We start from the raw sequence: 15,465 nt of genomic DNA on the forward strand, positions 1-15,465 counted from the left end.
TTTTTTAGTTGTTAAATTACCATCCTAAATTTTGTACCAAATTAGGGTTTTGAATCATGGCACTCTCTGGTATTGGCCAAAAATAATCTCTTGGAGACACAAATATTTGTTGATATACTGATCTTGTTTGATAGTACCCCAAATCATCGGTTCCTTTTATATTCCAACCTGTTATAGGTGCGTTTAAAACAGAGGCTGCTGTTTTCCATCTTTTTAAATCCCAAAAACGTTGGCCTTCGAAAGCAAGTTCTATCAATCGCTCTTGCTGAATTATGTCTCGCAATCCAGTTTTAGAATTTGGTTTTGTTGCATTTAAAGAGAAATTAGCCCACGAGTCTTCCACTCCTTGTAATCCAGCTCTCTCTCTAATCATATCTATATAATTATACACTTCTGGTGATGGCCCTTCTGCCTCGTTTAAAGCTTCTGCATACATTAAATATAAATCTGCTAAACGAATTTCTGGCCATGCATAATCTTTATATGTGGCACCTCCTTCTGTATTTGTTACTTGATTCCAATCTACTAATTTTTTTATAAAATAACCTGTTTCATTTGTATGAAAGGCGTGCGATGCTCCTGCATAATCTCCAAATTTACCTTGAACATACCATACGTTTCCTTCATCGGATTTTGAAGGGCTATCGTATTTATACCAAATACCACCATCAAAACTTAAATCGGCATAAAAACGTGGTTCTCTATCAAAATTTAATCTGGCTGTTTTAAAACCTTCTTTGATATTAAAACGCTCTGCATTGGTTGCCGTACGCAACTCTTTTTCATTTGAAAAGTCTAATGTCTTGTCCTCATTAATGGGCACACCATTTTTAGAGTAAAACATTCGAGCTATTTTAAGTGGTGGTGAAAGAATTTTTCTAGCATCGTTATGATTGTGATTTGTAGCTAATGGAGGCATCGCTAATCGTTGTATTTCAGATGCTTTACTATTCGGATTTGCCCAAACAATCTCGGAATTCCATCTCTCACATACTGCTTGACGAATGCTCATTTGTGTCATTGTAGTAGGTGAAAGTGAAAAAGATGATGTTGGAAACACATATAAACTTTTACCATTTACTTCAGCCGACTGAATGGCTTCAAGGGATGCATCTGCTGCTAGCTTCCATTTGTTTTCGTCATAATTAGAGTTAAACAATAATGTACCATCATTATTTTTTAAAGTAGCAAAATCTGCATTTCCATTAAATAATGGACTAGCCGCAATTAATAGTGTTTTTGCTTTTATACTTAATGCAATTGTTTTAGAAATTCTTCCTGCTTCTGTGGTTCTTACTAGTTGATCTTCTTCAGGCAACTTTTCTACGGCTTTGTCTAATAAATCGACTATATATGTAACACAATCATCTACAGGTTGTCTTCTAACATTAATTTCATCTTCTGGTGCATCAATAGCACTGTTTTCTACTATGATAGGAATAGGCCCATACATTCTTAATAAATAATAATGGTAATAGGCTTTTAAAAACTCGACTTCTCCAATCCAACGTTTTCTTTCTGAAGATTCAATATCTGGAACTTTACTAAGATCGTTAAGGTTTTCTAAAAAGATATTACAATGGCGTATCCCTACAAATAATCGGTATAAACTTCCTGGACCTCCTCCTGCGGAGCTTCCATCCCACACATTTAAATAAGGATTAGAAATTCTTTGATTCCCTCTTGCTATTTCAAAAGCATCACTAATTATAGACGTTTGGTAAGGAATCCACATTTCATCTCCAGAAAGCATCGCTATATTATAGTTAATGTCTCCATTTTTTGGTAAATATGAGTAGCAGGTAAATAAATATTTCTCTGCTTCATTCCTCAGTTTAAAGGCATTTTCTATAGTTGGTAAACTATCTGGAACCACATCAATGAATTCTTCAGAGCATGACTGCATTAACAACAGCCCTATAAAGAACAAAAATGCCGTATTAATAGATTTTTTTAATCTACCCATCTTTTTATTTTTATGTTTCATAATTATTAGTTTTTATTAAGCTTAATGAATGTTTTATATTATAAATTAAGCAATATTCCAAAATTATATGTTGATTGTATTGGATAACCTAAACCATTTCCGCCCATTTCTGGATCCCATAATTTAAATTTACTAAATACTACTGGATTTGTGGTATTTGCATAAAACCTTAAGCCTGCTATCTTCATTTTTTCTAAAAAGCTTTCTGGCATATTGTATCCAAATTCAACACTTTTAAGTCTTAAAAAAGCACCATTTTTCATCCACCATGTAGATGTTTTGGTATTATTCTCAACAAGAGTACTACTTAACCTAGGCCAAAAAGCATAAGCATCTCTATTATCTTCAGACCAGTGATCGTCAGCAATAATTTTTAAAAGCCCATTTTGATCACCTCCTCTAATTACAAAAGGAGATATACTCGTTTGATTTCTATTAACATCATCGTTTGAATTAATAAAGAAAGAAGAACGCGCCGATCCTTGAAAGAATATACTAAAGTCAAAATTTCTATGACCCACAGTTCCTCCAAAACCATATACAATTTCAGGTGAAGTTGGATAACCTATTGGAGCCTGGTCTAAAGCTGTAATAACGCCATCGCCATTTAAATCTTTATATTTAATATCACCTCCACCATACTCTCCAAACTGCTTTGGTGAATTGGCAGCTTCTAAATCGTCTACAAATAAACGTTCTGCAACATAACCAAACGTTTGATTTATAGTTTGACCTTTTCTATATAGATAACTCAACTCTTCCGGATAGTAATTTTCATCATATTGCAAAACTTTGCTAGTCGCATACGTAAAATTACCCCTTAAATTGGTCCACCAATTATTTCCAAAATTATTATTATAAGTAATGGATGCATCTAGACCTGAACTTTCTGCTTCTCCAAAATTTGTTTGAGGAATTACTGAAAGTCCCAAAGTAGACCCTATATTAGAACGTTGTTGAAGAATCTCACTTCTATTTTGCTTAAACACATCTGCAACTAATGTAAAGGCATTGCCTATCTTTAAGTCAAAACCTAAATTTATTTGCGTTGATTTTTCCCAGCTTATTTTTTCATTAGCATATCTGGATATTGAAACACCATTACGGTAATAATCATTTTGTTCTCCAAAACTAGCACCATAAGAGGCACTATTTAAACTTACTTCAGATAAGTAAAAAAATCGATCTTGGGCTCTACCTATTTGATCATTCCCTATCAAACCATAACTAGCTCTAAATTTCATTTCTTTAATGACATCTTTTAATGGCTCAAAAAACTTCTCATTAGAAACAATGTACCCAGCTGCAACAGAAGGGAAGAAACCAAATCGATTATTTGGAGCAAATCGTTCAGAACCATTATACCCAAAATTCATTTCTAATAAATATCTTTTATCATATCCATAAGTAAATCTACCAGAAACCCCCATATTCCTACTTGGTAACGATAGTTGTAACTGTCCAGCATTACCTGTTTCGAAACTAGATAAAAGACCGATCAACAACCCAGAAACTTCATGCTTTTCAGAAAATGTTCTATTATAATTGAAGGCCGTTTCCATATACATTCTAGAGTCAAGAGATTTATCTCCCTCTGCATAATTTAAATATTCTGTTCCTGTTGCTCCAATAGAACCTTCTCTCCCACTATTTATTAGCGTTAAATTAATTTTCTGAGTATCAGGGTTAATGTTACCTGAATAATAAAACGGATTGTATTCTCTTGATAATCTGAAAAAGGAATACCTTCTTACATATGCCATGGCACGAGCTGTTAAGCCAGGAGTGATAGAGCTTAAGTCTTGTTTAAGTTCTAATTGTGTTTGAATAGTAGAAGCCTTACTAACATCATATCCTTTTACCATTTCTGCGTAAGGATTTGTAAGCAAGGTTGTACTTCCATTTCCTGTTATTGCCCCTCCAAAAAGTGGGTGTTCAATATATGGAAGTAATTCTGATGGATAAACGGCTGGAAAAGCTACTGGATTAGACCAAACGGCTTTATTAAAAATATTTGTTCCTCCATTAACATAATCACCTTTTAAATTGTAACCCCCTCGAGGTCCAGTGTAATCATCAAATTGCCCGTATAACCTAACAGCTAAATCGGTAGTAGAAGTCAGTTTTATATCGACGTTACTTCTAAATGAATAGTTTCTTAATTTTATATTACTATTAAAATCGTTTAGCTTGTCTACTTTTAAAACACCATTGTCTACATTATAAGTACTAGCTACATAAAAACGGGCTTTTTCGCCACCCCCTCTAAGACTTAAATTATGAGAGCTGTTAACAGTAACATCTTGTATTAGCGCATCAATCCAATTATTATTAGGATACAATATTGGGTCATACCCCGCGGCCGTTCTATCAATTTTTGTTTGTGAGTATGGTAATACTGCAATTGGGTCACGAGTTAAAGCAGCTTCGTTTGCCAAGTTCATATAGGTAACATTATCTGCAAACTGAAAATTTCTTGTATTGGTAGATACCTTCTGTTCTAATCTATATCTAAATGTAAGTTTTCCTTCTACACCCGTTTTTGTAGTAATTAAAACCACACCATTTGCACCTCTAGCCCCATATATAGAAGCTGCAGAAGCATCTTTAAGTACTGAAAAAGCTTCAATATCATCTGGTTGCAAGCGTGCCATATCTGTGGTAGTCGATTCTATACCATCTATTAAAATTAATGGATTTACTTTACCAGAACCAAATGATCCCAAACCTCTAATAAAGAAATCGGAATTATCAGCACCTGGCTCTCCAGATCGTTGGTAGGCTATCATTCCAGAAATTCTACCAGCCATCATGGTTGTTAAATTACTAGATGGCCCTTTAATTTCTTTAGGATTTATAGTTGTAATAGCACTCACAAGACTTGTCTTTTTTTGCGTACCAAAACCTACAATCACCACTTCATCCATCGCTTCAATATCTGGCACTAGCTTAATATTAAAGTTTGTTTTTTGTCCGATAGTTATATTCTGTGTACTATACCCCATAAAGGATATTACTAGTATTTTACCATTACTTGGAACGGTTAATTCAAAGTTTCCATCAAAATCAGTAGCAGCACCTCTTTGTGTGTCTTTAACTGAAATACTGACACCAGGCAATGGAATTCCGTTCTCATCAACTATAATCCCTTTTATTCTTTTTTCTTGAAGTATGTTTTTTACCTCAAAATGTCCTTTATCTATAATACTATTTGCTTTTGCTTGATACTGACCTGCAAAAACACTTAAAAAAAGTATTATTAGTTTAACCTTTCGGTCTAAATGAAAATTAGAGAAGTATATCCCCTTTATCTTATTTAATTTTCTCATATTAAGATTAGTTTTGTTTAATTCTACTTTATTGATTAGCTAATTTACTTGTGTTAGAGTATCAACTCTTCGTTTCAATTTAATTGTAGTGTTTTCCTCATATTTTTTTTAGTTTAGTTTTTAGTTTAATAAAATGGTTAAGTTTAGTTTTCAAATTTCATAGAAAACTAAGACAGCATTAGGATACAAATCAGCAAAATAAAGGGTACAATACGACCATTTTAAGTAGAAAAGCAAAATATAATCATATTTTGAGTAAATTGCTGAAAAATAGCTGTGATATTATCTTTTTAGAATGGGGCTCTTTAAAGGTTTTCAAATAATAAGCATTCCATTATTTGACTTATACTTGATATCCTTTCACCTTCTTTTTGTAAAATACAATATCTGTTTTTCACATTAATCAACTTGTCTAAATTTTATTATACATGCCAAAAAATCACCTTCTTATTATTTATTTATTTATACTTAATATTTTAGGAACCTTTTGCTATGCTCAAAATGTCAACTCCAACACCTCTATTAATGAAACTAATAATTTAAAATTTGAGTCTTTTAATGTTGAATCGGGTCTTTCTAATAATATTATCACAGGTCTCGCTCAAGATTCTTTAGGTTATATTTGGGTTTCTACAGTCGACGGACTTAACCGGTATAATGGAAATGAATTTTTAACTTTCAAAAAAGATAATGACTTAGAAAATAGTTTAAACTATAACTTCATTTTAGATATTAAGTTTAACAATAAAGGAAACTTAATGATTGTTACAGGTTTTGGACTTAATATTTACAATCCTAAATCTGAATCTTTTGACCTCATCGATCAATCAAAGGCTTTAATAAGTAACAGTTTAAGCTGCCTAGAGTTTGGTAAACAAAACGAATTGATATTTGGCGTATATGGTAATGGACTGCAATTTCACAATCCTGACCAACCTCATAAAGGCATAACACTAAGGCATCATAGTAATGATAAAAACACGATCTCTTCTAACAATATTTCTGATATAAAATTACAAGGAAAAAACACCGTATGGGTTTCAACTTTCGATAATGGTCTTAATAAAATAGATTATACAACTAAAAAGGTTGAACGTATATTATTAGGTAACCATTTAGATCAAGAAATAAATAATATCAGCTGCTTATTTTTAGACAAGGATGATAATTTATGGATTGGAACAAAAGCAGGAATTATTATTTTAACCAAAGAAAATGAAAAACTACATCTAAGTTCCAATACCAACAAAAACAATAAATTAAGTGATAATGAAATTCTTTCGTTTGAGGAAGATGATTTTGGTAATGTATGGGTTGGAACTCAAAATGGAGGTCTAAATATTGTAAACCTAAATCTATATAGGTTAAATAAAAAAGCTATTAAAACCTATATGCCTAATCAAAATGGCAACGACCTTTTAAGTGCCACCATTTCTGTTATTATGAAAGATAAAGATGGTAGTATGTGGATTGGAACCAACCATGGTTTAAACTATGTTAACCCAAAAGAAAATCCTGTTAGATTACTTCAAAAAGAATTTAGCAAAGATCCAAACTCCGTTAGCGACGATAAGATTCGAGCTCTGGCTGAACGTTTTAATGGAAACATATGGGTAGGTACCGATGGTGGGGGTTTAAATCTTTACAACCCAACACAAGAGAGTTACAAATACTTTAAGCACATAGAAAATAATCCTTCTAGTCTTTCTAACAACCATGTATCTGCGGTTTTAGAAGATAGTAAAAAACGGGTATGGGTAGGCACTTATAGAGGCGGCCTAAACCTTCTAGACACACTAAGGGGCACCACTAAAAAATACTTACAGGGTTCTGTAGAAAATGGTTATAAAGTAAACGTAATATTTGAAGATACTCATAAAAACATCTGGGTTGGCACCAATAGAGGTGGTTTATACCGCTATGTAGAAAGCCATGATGCGTTTAAATATATTTCTATACTTGGAAAAATGGACATTCGCGATATTACACAAGACGAATATGGGTATTTATGGATGGCTACATATGGGAATGGTATTTTTAAATATAATGAAAAGAAAGCATCTTTTGATTTTTACGATATGGGCAATACAAAAGGGATGCCCGGCAATATTACATTTGCCATAGAACAATTACCCGACAAGAATTTTTTAATAGGTTCTGCTTATGGGGGATTGATAAAACTTTTTCCTGACAAAAGAGAAATTACCAACTATACCGATAAAGATGGCTTAAGCAACAACACCATCAACAGTATGGTTTTTAGAGATGAAAATGAAATATGGTTAGGCACCTACAAAGGACTAAGCTATTTTAATTATAAAACAGGCACTATAAAAAACCTTAGTTCTTTCGACAATATTTCACAAAGTGATTTTAATGTGGGAGCATCTTTAAAAACTAAAGAAGGAACGCTTTATTTTGGCAGTAATAATGGGCTTTATATTATTGACCCTAACAAAATTTTTAGTAGTAAAACCAATTATCCTTTAATTTTTGAAAACCTAAAATTGTTTAACGATAAGGTTGGCATAACCAGCAATAGTTCAAAAGGTATATTAAACAAAACACTGCCATATATAGACCATATTGAGCTCGACCACAATCAAACATTAATTACTATAGATTTTAGTATATTAAAATATCCTAGTGCTCACAACATTAAATACTCTTATCTATTAGAAGGGTATCAAGATCAATGGATAAATATAAACAATAGCAATTCCATAAATTTAAGTAAGCTTCCACCAGGCAAGTACAAACTAGTTGTAAAAGGTATTATTAACCCCGAAAAGACTGTTAGCAAAACACTTCTAATAACAATAAACCCGCCCTTTTGGAAAACCCTTCCTGCTTATATCACCTATCTCATTTTGCTTTTGGGAATCCTTTGGATTGCACTGAAATATTACTCTGAACGTATAAAGCTAAAAAACTCATTATTATTTGAAAAGAAACAACGCCAACTAGAAAACGAACTCAATTTAGAACGGGTAAGATTCTTTACTAGCTTTTCACATGAACTTAAAACTCCATTAAGCCTCATAATTGCACCCGTTGAAAATCTTATAGGAAAAATTGAGAAAAAGAAGCAAAAAGAACAATTACAAATGGTTCTTAAAAATTCTAAATACTTACTAAAAAACATACAGAAACTTCTAGAATTTAGAAAATCTGAACTGGGTTTAAATAAACTTTCAATTGAAAGAATTAATATCTCCGATTACATCAACCAAATTCTTATTAGTTACAAACCTATTGCTAAATCTCGTGGTATCAGTCTTAAAATTGACAAACCTGAAAACGATATTTACATTTTATGTGATATAGAAAAAATTGAGATTATTACACACAACTTTCTTTCTAATGCTTTTAAATATTCAGAAAGAAATGGAAGCATCTCGGTTTCAATTAAAACAAAAAATAAACGGTTATTAATTTCGGTAGCGAACCAAGGCAAAGGGGTTTCAGAGCAAGACCTTCCTCATATTTTCGACTGGTATTATCAATCGAATACAACAAATAGAAAAAAAGGGTCTGGTATAGGATTGGCTTTATCTAAAATATTTGCCGAACTTCACATGGGTACTATTTATGTTGAAAGCAAGCTTAATAAAGAAACAAAATTTACATTAGACATCCCTAATGATGCATTCTTAGAGGAAACCAACAATACCAATTATACACCTGCTATAGAAAATGAAGTACAAACAGAACTTAATAGCACTGCTGAAATTTGGGAATACCAAGAACGTTCGTCAGAAAAAGATGTTGTTAAATCTAAAATAAAGCAAGATAAATCTCGGGAACTTTTATTAATCGTTGATGACAATACAGACATACTCCAATTTTTATCAAGTTTGTTAGAAGATGAATATGATTTAATATTTGCTGAAAATGGTTCTGTGGGGATTCAAAAAGCCATAAAATATGTTCCAGATTTAATTCTATCCGATGTTATGATGCCAGTAGAAAATGGTATTGAACTGTGTAAAACATTAAAAAAAGAACAAACCACATCGCACATCCCCATTATATTACTCACCGCCAAAGGAAATCCAGAAGGCATCACTGAAGGATATCAAGAGGGTGCCGATGATTATATCACAAAGCCATTCAACTCTAATATACTCAAAACAAGAATTAGAAATCTTATTCAAAACAGATTAAAATTAAAAGATTTTTTCAGTAATGACAAAAATGACAGCTCTGATTTTGTACAAAACAATAAAAGTTTACTCGATGGAGAAAAAGCTTTTCTACAAAAATTCGAACAAGTTATTGAAGCGCTAATTACCAAAGGAGACGCCAATACTGAAGTTATTTGTGAAGAAATGGGTATGAGTAGAACGTCTCTTTTTAGAAAAATTAAAGTACTTACAGGAAATAACATAAACGAGTTTGTACGCAAGGTTAGATTAAAAAGAGCTGTTCATCTTATTAAGAATGAAAATTACACCATTTCTGAAGCATCTTTTGAAGTAGGTTTTAATAGCGTTAAATATTTTAGAAAATTAATTAAAGCGGAATACGGAACACTTCCTTCAAAACTAAATGATTGATACATTAGATGCCACTACCTAAGTAATAGAAGCGTATTAAAACAGGTATGATTTAACATTAATTATTACCATTCCGAAAAAAATTACACATTATCAGTGAAGATTTATATCTTGTATTGAGCCCAACTTACAGAATTTAGAATCCTTCTGTATTTTTAAGATAGGCAGGATGGAAGCTATAATTTAAAATCATAAAAAAAAGAGGCTGTCTGAAAAGTGTAGTTTATTTACTTTGTCAGGTTGAGCTTGTCGAAACCCATATGGATTATCAAGAAGTTTAAATATTTCGACAGGCTCAATATAACATAGAATAATACTTCTCAGACAGCCTCTTTTTAATTTTAAAGCCAAATAAGATTGAGGGAACCTCATTTGGGGTTTTCTACTTAGCTAACCAACCAATAGTAAGTAATAACCATTATAAAGATATTTAATAAAGTACAAATTTAGTTACACTTTTATTGGATAAACTTACATAAATTACAGATTTTGATTACACAAAAGCCGTTTTTAATAGGTTACAAGTTTTCTAGATTGTTTTTTCTTTGTTGCCCTATTTTTTTATAAAATGAAGGAGATTGACCAGTCACTTTTTTGAATTGATTGGATAAATGCGCCACACTGCTATAATGCAACTTATAAGATATTTCTGTGAGACTTAATTGATCATAAAGGATGAGCTCCTTGACTCTTTCTATCTTATGCTTTATAATGAAATGTTGTATGGTAACCCCTTTTACCTCTGAAAACATGTTGGACAGATAGGTGTAATCATAGCCCAGTTTTTCACTGATGTATTCAGAATAATTGACTTTAGGAACCGCGTCTGCATAATGTATCATTTCTATGATAACATTTTTAATTCTATCAATAAGAATGTTTTTTTTGTTATCCAGTAATTCCAAACCAGAAAGTGCTAGATTACGTTTAAGCAGTCTCTTTTGTTGATCGTTTATATTCTCTAAAATTTCAATCATACCAAGTTCAATACTGGTATGAGTAAGTCCGAGTTTTTCCAACTCTTGTTTAACCAAAATTTTACATCTTAAACTTACCATATATTTTATATATAATTTCATGTAAAAGTTTTAATTAAATGTTTGGTTGTAATAGCAGGGACCTATTAGGATAACTGGTATTTTATATTTAATTGTTTGAATTTTCGACTAAATTATAAAGTATAAAGGTTGATAATTTAGTTTCGAGTGCTACATTGTGTTATAGTGTTGGGCCTGTTATTACCAAAAAAACCCTTCTAAAAAGAAAGGTCACAACACACACAGCAAACACCGTACATCTTATATGATTTTTTTAATCTTTTCCGTTTTTGTAGTTTTTTATTTTCTTTAAAGCTAGTTTCGCTTTCGAATTTGTAGTTGATGTCTCTTTTTAATGACTTCAACTTTATTACATATTCTAGTCATGTTATTTATGTTTATAAAGGTTAAATTATATAATACAAGATACAATTATTTTATTTATAGTAAGTGTCACCACTTTAAGCATAAATATATAACCCCCATTTTTATAAACCAAAACACTTTAAAACGAATAACTAATCAAACGCTTCATAACCGCTTTTTATAACCGTAGAGATCATTTTAAATTGCTCTTTGGCTGTAAAGTGATGTCTTTCGTTACTAGGAATTATAATGCCCTGTCCGAGACCCAGTTCATATTCTTTTTTGTTAATAGTAAGACTGGCGGTACCATCTATAATTTGTATATAGGTATCAAAAGGGGAGGTTTTTTCGGCTAGTTCTTCTCCAACGTCAAATGATACAGCAGTAATGTTTCCATTTATTTTTTTTATGATGGTCTTACTCACCACGGCATTTGGTATATACTGAATAATTTCCACTACAATATGTGGAGCCGCTTTCTCCATTTCATTTTCTACAATTTTTGGAGTCATTTTATTAATTTCATTGTTGCTTTTTTTCATAAGGTTACTTTTGATTTATCATTAACGTCTGTTATTATTATTTGTTAATACACATGCAATGTTACATCATCTTTACAATAAGAAAAATTATTTTGTATTTGCACTTTCTTAAGATTTAGCCGCTCCCCTTAGTTAATATATTCATAGGTGCACGTTTTTAATATTAAAACAGCCCTTTTTATATTGCATAAAATTTTAAGCGCTTCTTTATTTACCGTATTTTTTTTTGGATATTAATAGCTTGAATAGTTAATCTATTAATTGATTTTCTACATCTGCTTTTGAAATTTTGAGAATAAAAAAATAAGTATTTGACACATACTTCGATGTTAAATTATAATGTTATTACAAATAACGACTATTTTCCCAAATATATTCCTAGACGCAAAATTTAATTTTGGAACCACAATTTCACTATTGAGTACAGGCGTAAAACCTTCTTTCTTTACTATTTTTTTTAGATATTATAGCTTGAAACTTGTTGATGCGCTACATTAGTTTATAATATTTCTAGGATAAAAGAATAAGTGTTAGGTAAATAATTTAGATGTTAAATTATAATGATGTTATAGATAACTCATATTTTTATATATAACTATGGATAGTAAAATAAGGGTTGTAAGAATCAAACCAACTAGAACACACCTCATTATTTTATATTTTAAAAAGAATAATCCCATTGTGAGTTTTAATATTTAATATTTCAATTTTAATATTTCAATTTTTATGCCAAAAAATGACTCCAATTGAAAATAGATAAATCAACATTATTAAAATCGCTGCTTAACCGTTTTTAGTCTCCCTATACCAATCTTCAAAATTAGCACGATCTATATGGCTCGAAATTTCCTTTAATTTGCCGCACCATATTATATTCCTCTATGTTGTACAAGTATGAGTATTTATCTCATAATTACACAAGGCGCTGTCTCGGGGTCTATATGAAAATTGGGTGAGGGTTTTTACACCAATACCACCGGGCAGTACCAAACAAGGACGTAATTAGTACCTATGTAAAAAACCAAGTTATGTAAAAACAATAAAAAAAGAGGCTGTATAAAAAGTGTATTTTATTTACTTTGTCAGGTTGAACGTGTCGAAACGGATATAGATTATCAAGATGTTTAAATATTTCGACAGGCCCAATATAACACAGAATAACACTTTTTCAGACAGCCTCTCCAATGCTAGATTAGATTATTCCCTTCGATTTTTCTAATCAACTACTATTAACCAACTAACCTATTGATATACTGCAGACTCCAATTTAATTAATAAACAATACATTAAATTACACTCTTTTGAATTAAATTTACATAAATCACAGATTTCAATTAGACTCAGGTTAAAAACAACCCACTTTTTAAAATACTAAAAACGTCATTGCTGTTTTATCTCCGTTGGTTTCTTTAAGTGTTTAATTTTCATCAGCTCCAAAAAATAAAATTAGAAATGAATTTTAACAGAGGAATCCAGCTGATTTTTGGGTCTTAATTTCTCAGACTCATTATATTTATCAAAATATTTTTGTATTAAATTGAGTAATTCGCGTTTTTTAATCGGTTTCGAGATATACTCATTACATCCATCATCCATGATCTTTTCTTTGTCTCCTGACAGTGCAAAAGCCGTTTGTGCAATTATAATAACATCCTTGTTAAATTGACGGATTTGTCGGGTTGCTTCATGTCCGTTCAACATAGGCATTTGAATATCCATCAAAATTAAATCAATGTCCGGATGTTTTCGACACATATCTACAGCCTCTATACCTGTTTTCGCCTCAAATATCATCATACTATATTCCTTTACAATAGCTGATATAAGCATGGATGATATTGTGTCATCTTCTGCAATTAATATTTTAAGATTGAAAACTTTGGGATCACGATTATTTTCAACGTTCTCTAATAAAATACCCTTTTTAGTAAAGGGGTTTTCTAGTGGTTGTGTTCGATAAGGGATGGTAAAATAAAATGTAGAACCTTTCCTTTCTTCACTTTCTACCCAAATTTTGCCTCCAAGCATTTCCACATATGCTTTAGAAATCGACAAACCAAGTCCGGCCCCTTCCAGTGCCCTTTTATCTCTAATATCGGCCTGTATAAAACGTTCAAATATGGCTGCCTGTTTTTCTTGAGGTATCCCAATCCCTGAATCTTTTACATAAAACTCCAATTCACTAGACGCGCTTTGTGTTCTTAGCACATAGCCCAACTCGATTGTTCCTTTAACAGAATACTTAATCGCATTTTTAACCAGGTTGGTAAGAATGGAATAGATTTTTTCACAGTCCGATTTAATAAGCGCCTCTTTTCCAGATAAAGTACTTTTAATAGAAAAACGCATTCCTTTCTCTTTAATCTGAGGTTTAAAAAAGGTATGGATAAATTCAATTTGCTTATTAATATTCGATTCCTGTATATTAAGTTCCATGGAGCCCGATTCAATTTTCGAAATATTGATAATGTCATTAATGATATTGAGCATACGCTCTCCACTTTTTTTAATAATACCTATATATTCTTGTTGCTTTTCTCCAGTAAGTTTGGGTTCTCTCAACAAATCGGCAAAACCAAGAATACCATTCATTGGTGTTCTTATCTCGTGGCTCATATTGGCTAAAAATGCTGATTTGAGCAAGTCACTTTGTTCTGCTTTTTCCTTAGCCTTAACTAATTCTACAGCACGTTTTTTTTTCTCTTCGTTTTGAAAGACGAGTTCTTTATGGGCAATAATCAATTCGGCTGCCCGCTTTGATTTCTCGTTATTTTGAAAGACAAGTTCTATATTTGCAATAACTAATTCGGCGGCACGTTTTGCCTTTTCTTCGTTTAAGAATTTAAGCTCTAAATTAACAATTATTAATTCGGCGGCTCGTTTTGCATTCTCTTCGTTTTGTAAAGAAACTCCTTTAAAAGCCATCATCAATTCTTGCTTAAGTTCATTACGCTTTTTGGCGTCAATGTCTTTTATTGAGTTTAAAAATTCCAGCTGTATTTCCTTTAATTCCTGTCGGATTTCTTCTTTAGAGGTAATTTTATCACTCATAATTATATCATTTTAATTTGGAAAATTTGTAAATTGATTTAAAGTTAAAATGAGAGAGGTTTTGAACGACACCTATTTACCAGCATATTTCCTAGATATTCCAGACCATTATTTAGGTTTTATGAAACGAATTTTATGCTGCTTTACGATATTTTAGTTTGATTCTAAGAGCCCTTTTAATGGGTGCGTAAGTAATATTTAATAAAAATAAATTATAAATTACAAATTATAGTTACATTTTGTTTGTATAGACTTATATAAATCACAGATTTCAATTTATATTTTCCCTTAAATAGTTCCATCCTACTTTTTATTAAATGCACTACCGACTTCTCTAGAGACAAAATGATTCAGATTAAGGTTCATTTAACCAAACAAAACCTTTGAGTAAATAGCAGTGTTAAACGAGGTGAAAAAGCAAGAAAGGAAACATACTAAAGCGCCTTGCATCGTGTTATAAAACTTAGCATGTCGATGCCCTGTGCTAGCCATGTGTATATGCAACTTCTGAAAAGAAAGAAGACCGCTATCTCTATGACCGAGAAAAAGAAGTATAAGGAAAATAAAAAAATTCGTGATATTTTTTAAGCCAAA

The 15,465-nt window shown here is 31.5% G+C and carries 6 protein-coding genes; 1 reads left to right on the plus strand and 5 read right to left on the minus strand.

Annotation, left to right across the window (positions count from 1 at the left end; genetic code table 11):
- Nucleotides 1-16: 16 nt before the first annotated feature.
- Nucleotides 17-1,987 (minus strand): RagB/SusD family nutrient uptake outer membrane protein, encoded by a 1,971-nt coding sequence (locus QLS71_RS02385; RefSeq protein ID WP_308991130.1) that lies wholly within the window; start codon nt 1,985-1,987, stop codon nt 17-19.
- Between the two features lie 38 nt (nt 1,988-2,025).
- Nucleotides 2,026-5,316, minus strand: a complete 3,291-nt coding sequence (locus QLS71_RS02390) for a TonB-dependent receptor (RefSeq protein ID WP_308991129.1) — start codon at nt 5,314-5,316, stop codon at nt 2,026-2,028.
- Nucleotides 5,317-5,744: 428 nt separating this feature from the next.
- On the opposite strand from QLS71_RS02390, the gene QLS71_RS02395 reads away from it, so the two are divergent.
- Nucleotides 5,745-9,875, plus strand: coding sequence for a two-component regulator propeller domain-containing protein (locus QLS71_RS02395; RefSeq protein ID WP_308991128.1), 4,131 nt, complete (start codon nt 5,745-5,747; stop codon nt 9,873-9,875).
- Between the two features lie 518 nt (nt 9,876-10,393).
- Here QLS71_RS02395 and QLS71_RS02400 read toward each other — a convergent pair.
- The 3 genes from QLS71_RS02400 to QLS71_RS02410 all read right to left on the minus strand — a co-directional run bounded on the left by QLS71_RS02400 (nt 10,394) and on the right by QLS71_RS02410 (nt 14,871).
- Nucleotides 10,394-10,954, minus strand: a complete 561-nt coding sequence (locus QLS71_RS02400) for an AraC family transcriptional regulator (protein WP_308991127.1) — start codon at nt 10,952-10,954, stop codon at nt 10,394-10,396.
- A gap of 476 nt (nt 10,955-11,430) precedes the next feature.
- Nucleotides 11,431-11,820, minus strand: a complete 390-nt coding sequence (locus QLS71_RS02405; protein WP_308991126.1) for a cupin domain-containing protein — start codon at nt 11,818-11,820, stop codon at nt 11,431-11,433.
- Between the two features lie 1,446 nt (nt 11,821-13,266).
- Complete coding sequence (locus tag QLS71_RS02410) at nt 13,267-14,871, minus strand: ATP-binding protein (RefSeq protein ID WP_308991125.1); 1,605 nt, start codon at nt 14,869-14,871, stop codon at nt 13,267-13,269.
- Between the last annotated feature and the right edge of the window lie 594 nt (nt 14,872-15,465).

It is taken from the genome of Mariniflexile litorale (assembly GCF_031128465.2).
GTDB lineage: Bacteria > Bacteroidota > Bacteroidia > Flavobacteriales > Flavobacteriaceae > Mariniflexile > Mariniflexile litorale.

Coding starts and splice junctions, on each gene's coding strand:
- QLS71_RS02385 (WP_308991130.1), bottom strand. CDS start 1,987: ATGAAACATAAAAATAAAAAGATGGGTAGATTAAAAAAATCTATTAAT.
- QLS71_RS02390 (WP_308991129.1), bottom strand. CDS start 5,316: ATGAGAAAATTAAATAAGATAAAGGGGATATACTTCTCTAATTTTCAT.
- QLS71_RS02395 (WP_308991128.1), top strand. CDS start 5,745: ATGCCAAAAAATCACCTTCTTATTATTTATTTATTTATACTTAATATT.
- QLS71_RS02400 (WP_308991127.1), bottom strand. CDS start 10,954: ATGAAATTATATATAAAATATATGGTAAGTTTAAGATGTAAAATTTTG.
- QLS71_RS02405 (WP_308991126.1), bottom strand. CDS start 11,820: ATGAAAAAAAGCAACAATGAAATTAATAAAATGACTCCAAAAATTGTA.
- QLS71_RS02410 (WP_308991125.1), bottom strand. CDS start 14,871: ATGAGTGATAAAATTACCTCTAAAGAAGAAATCCGACAGGAATTAAAG.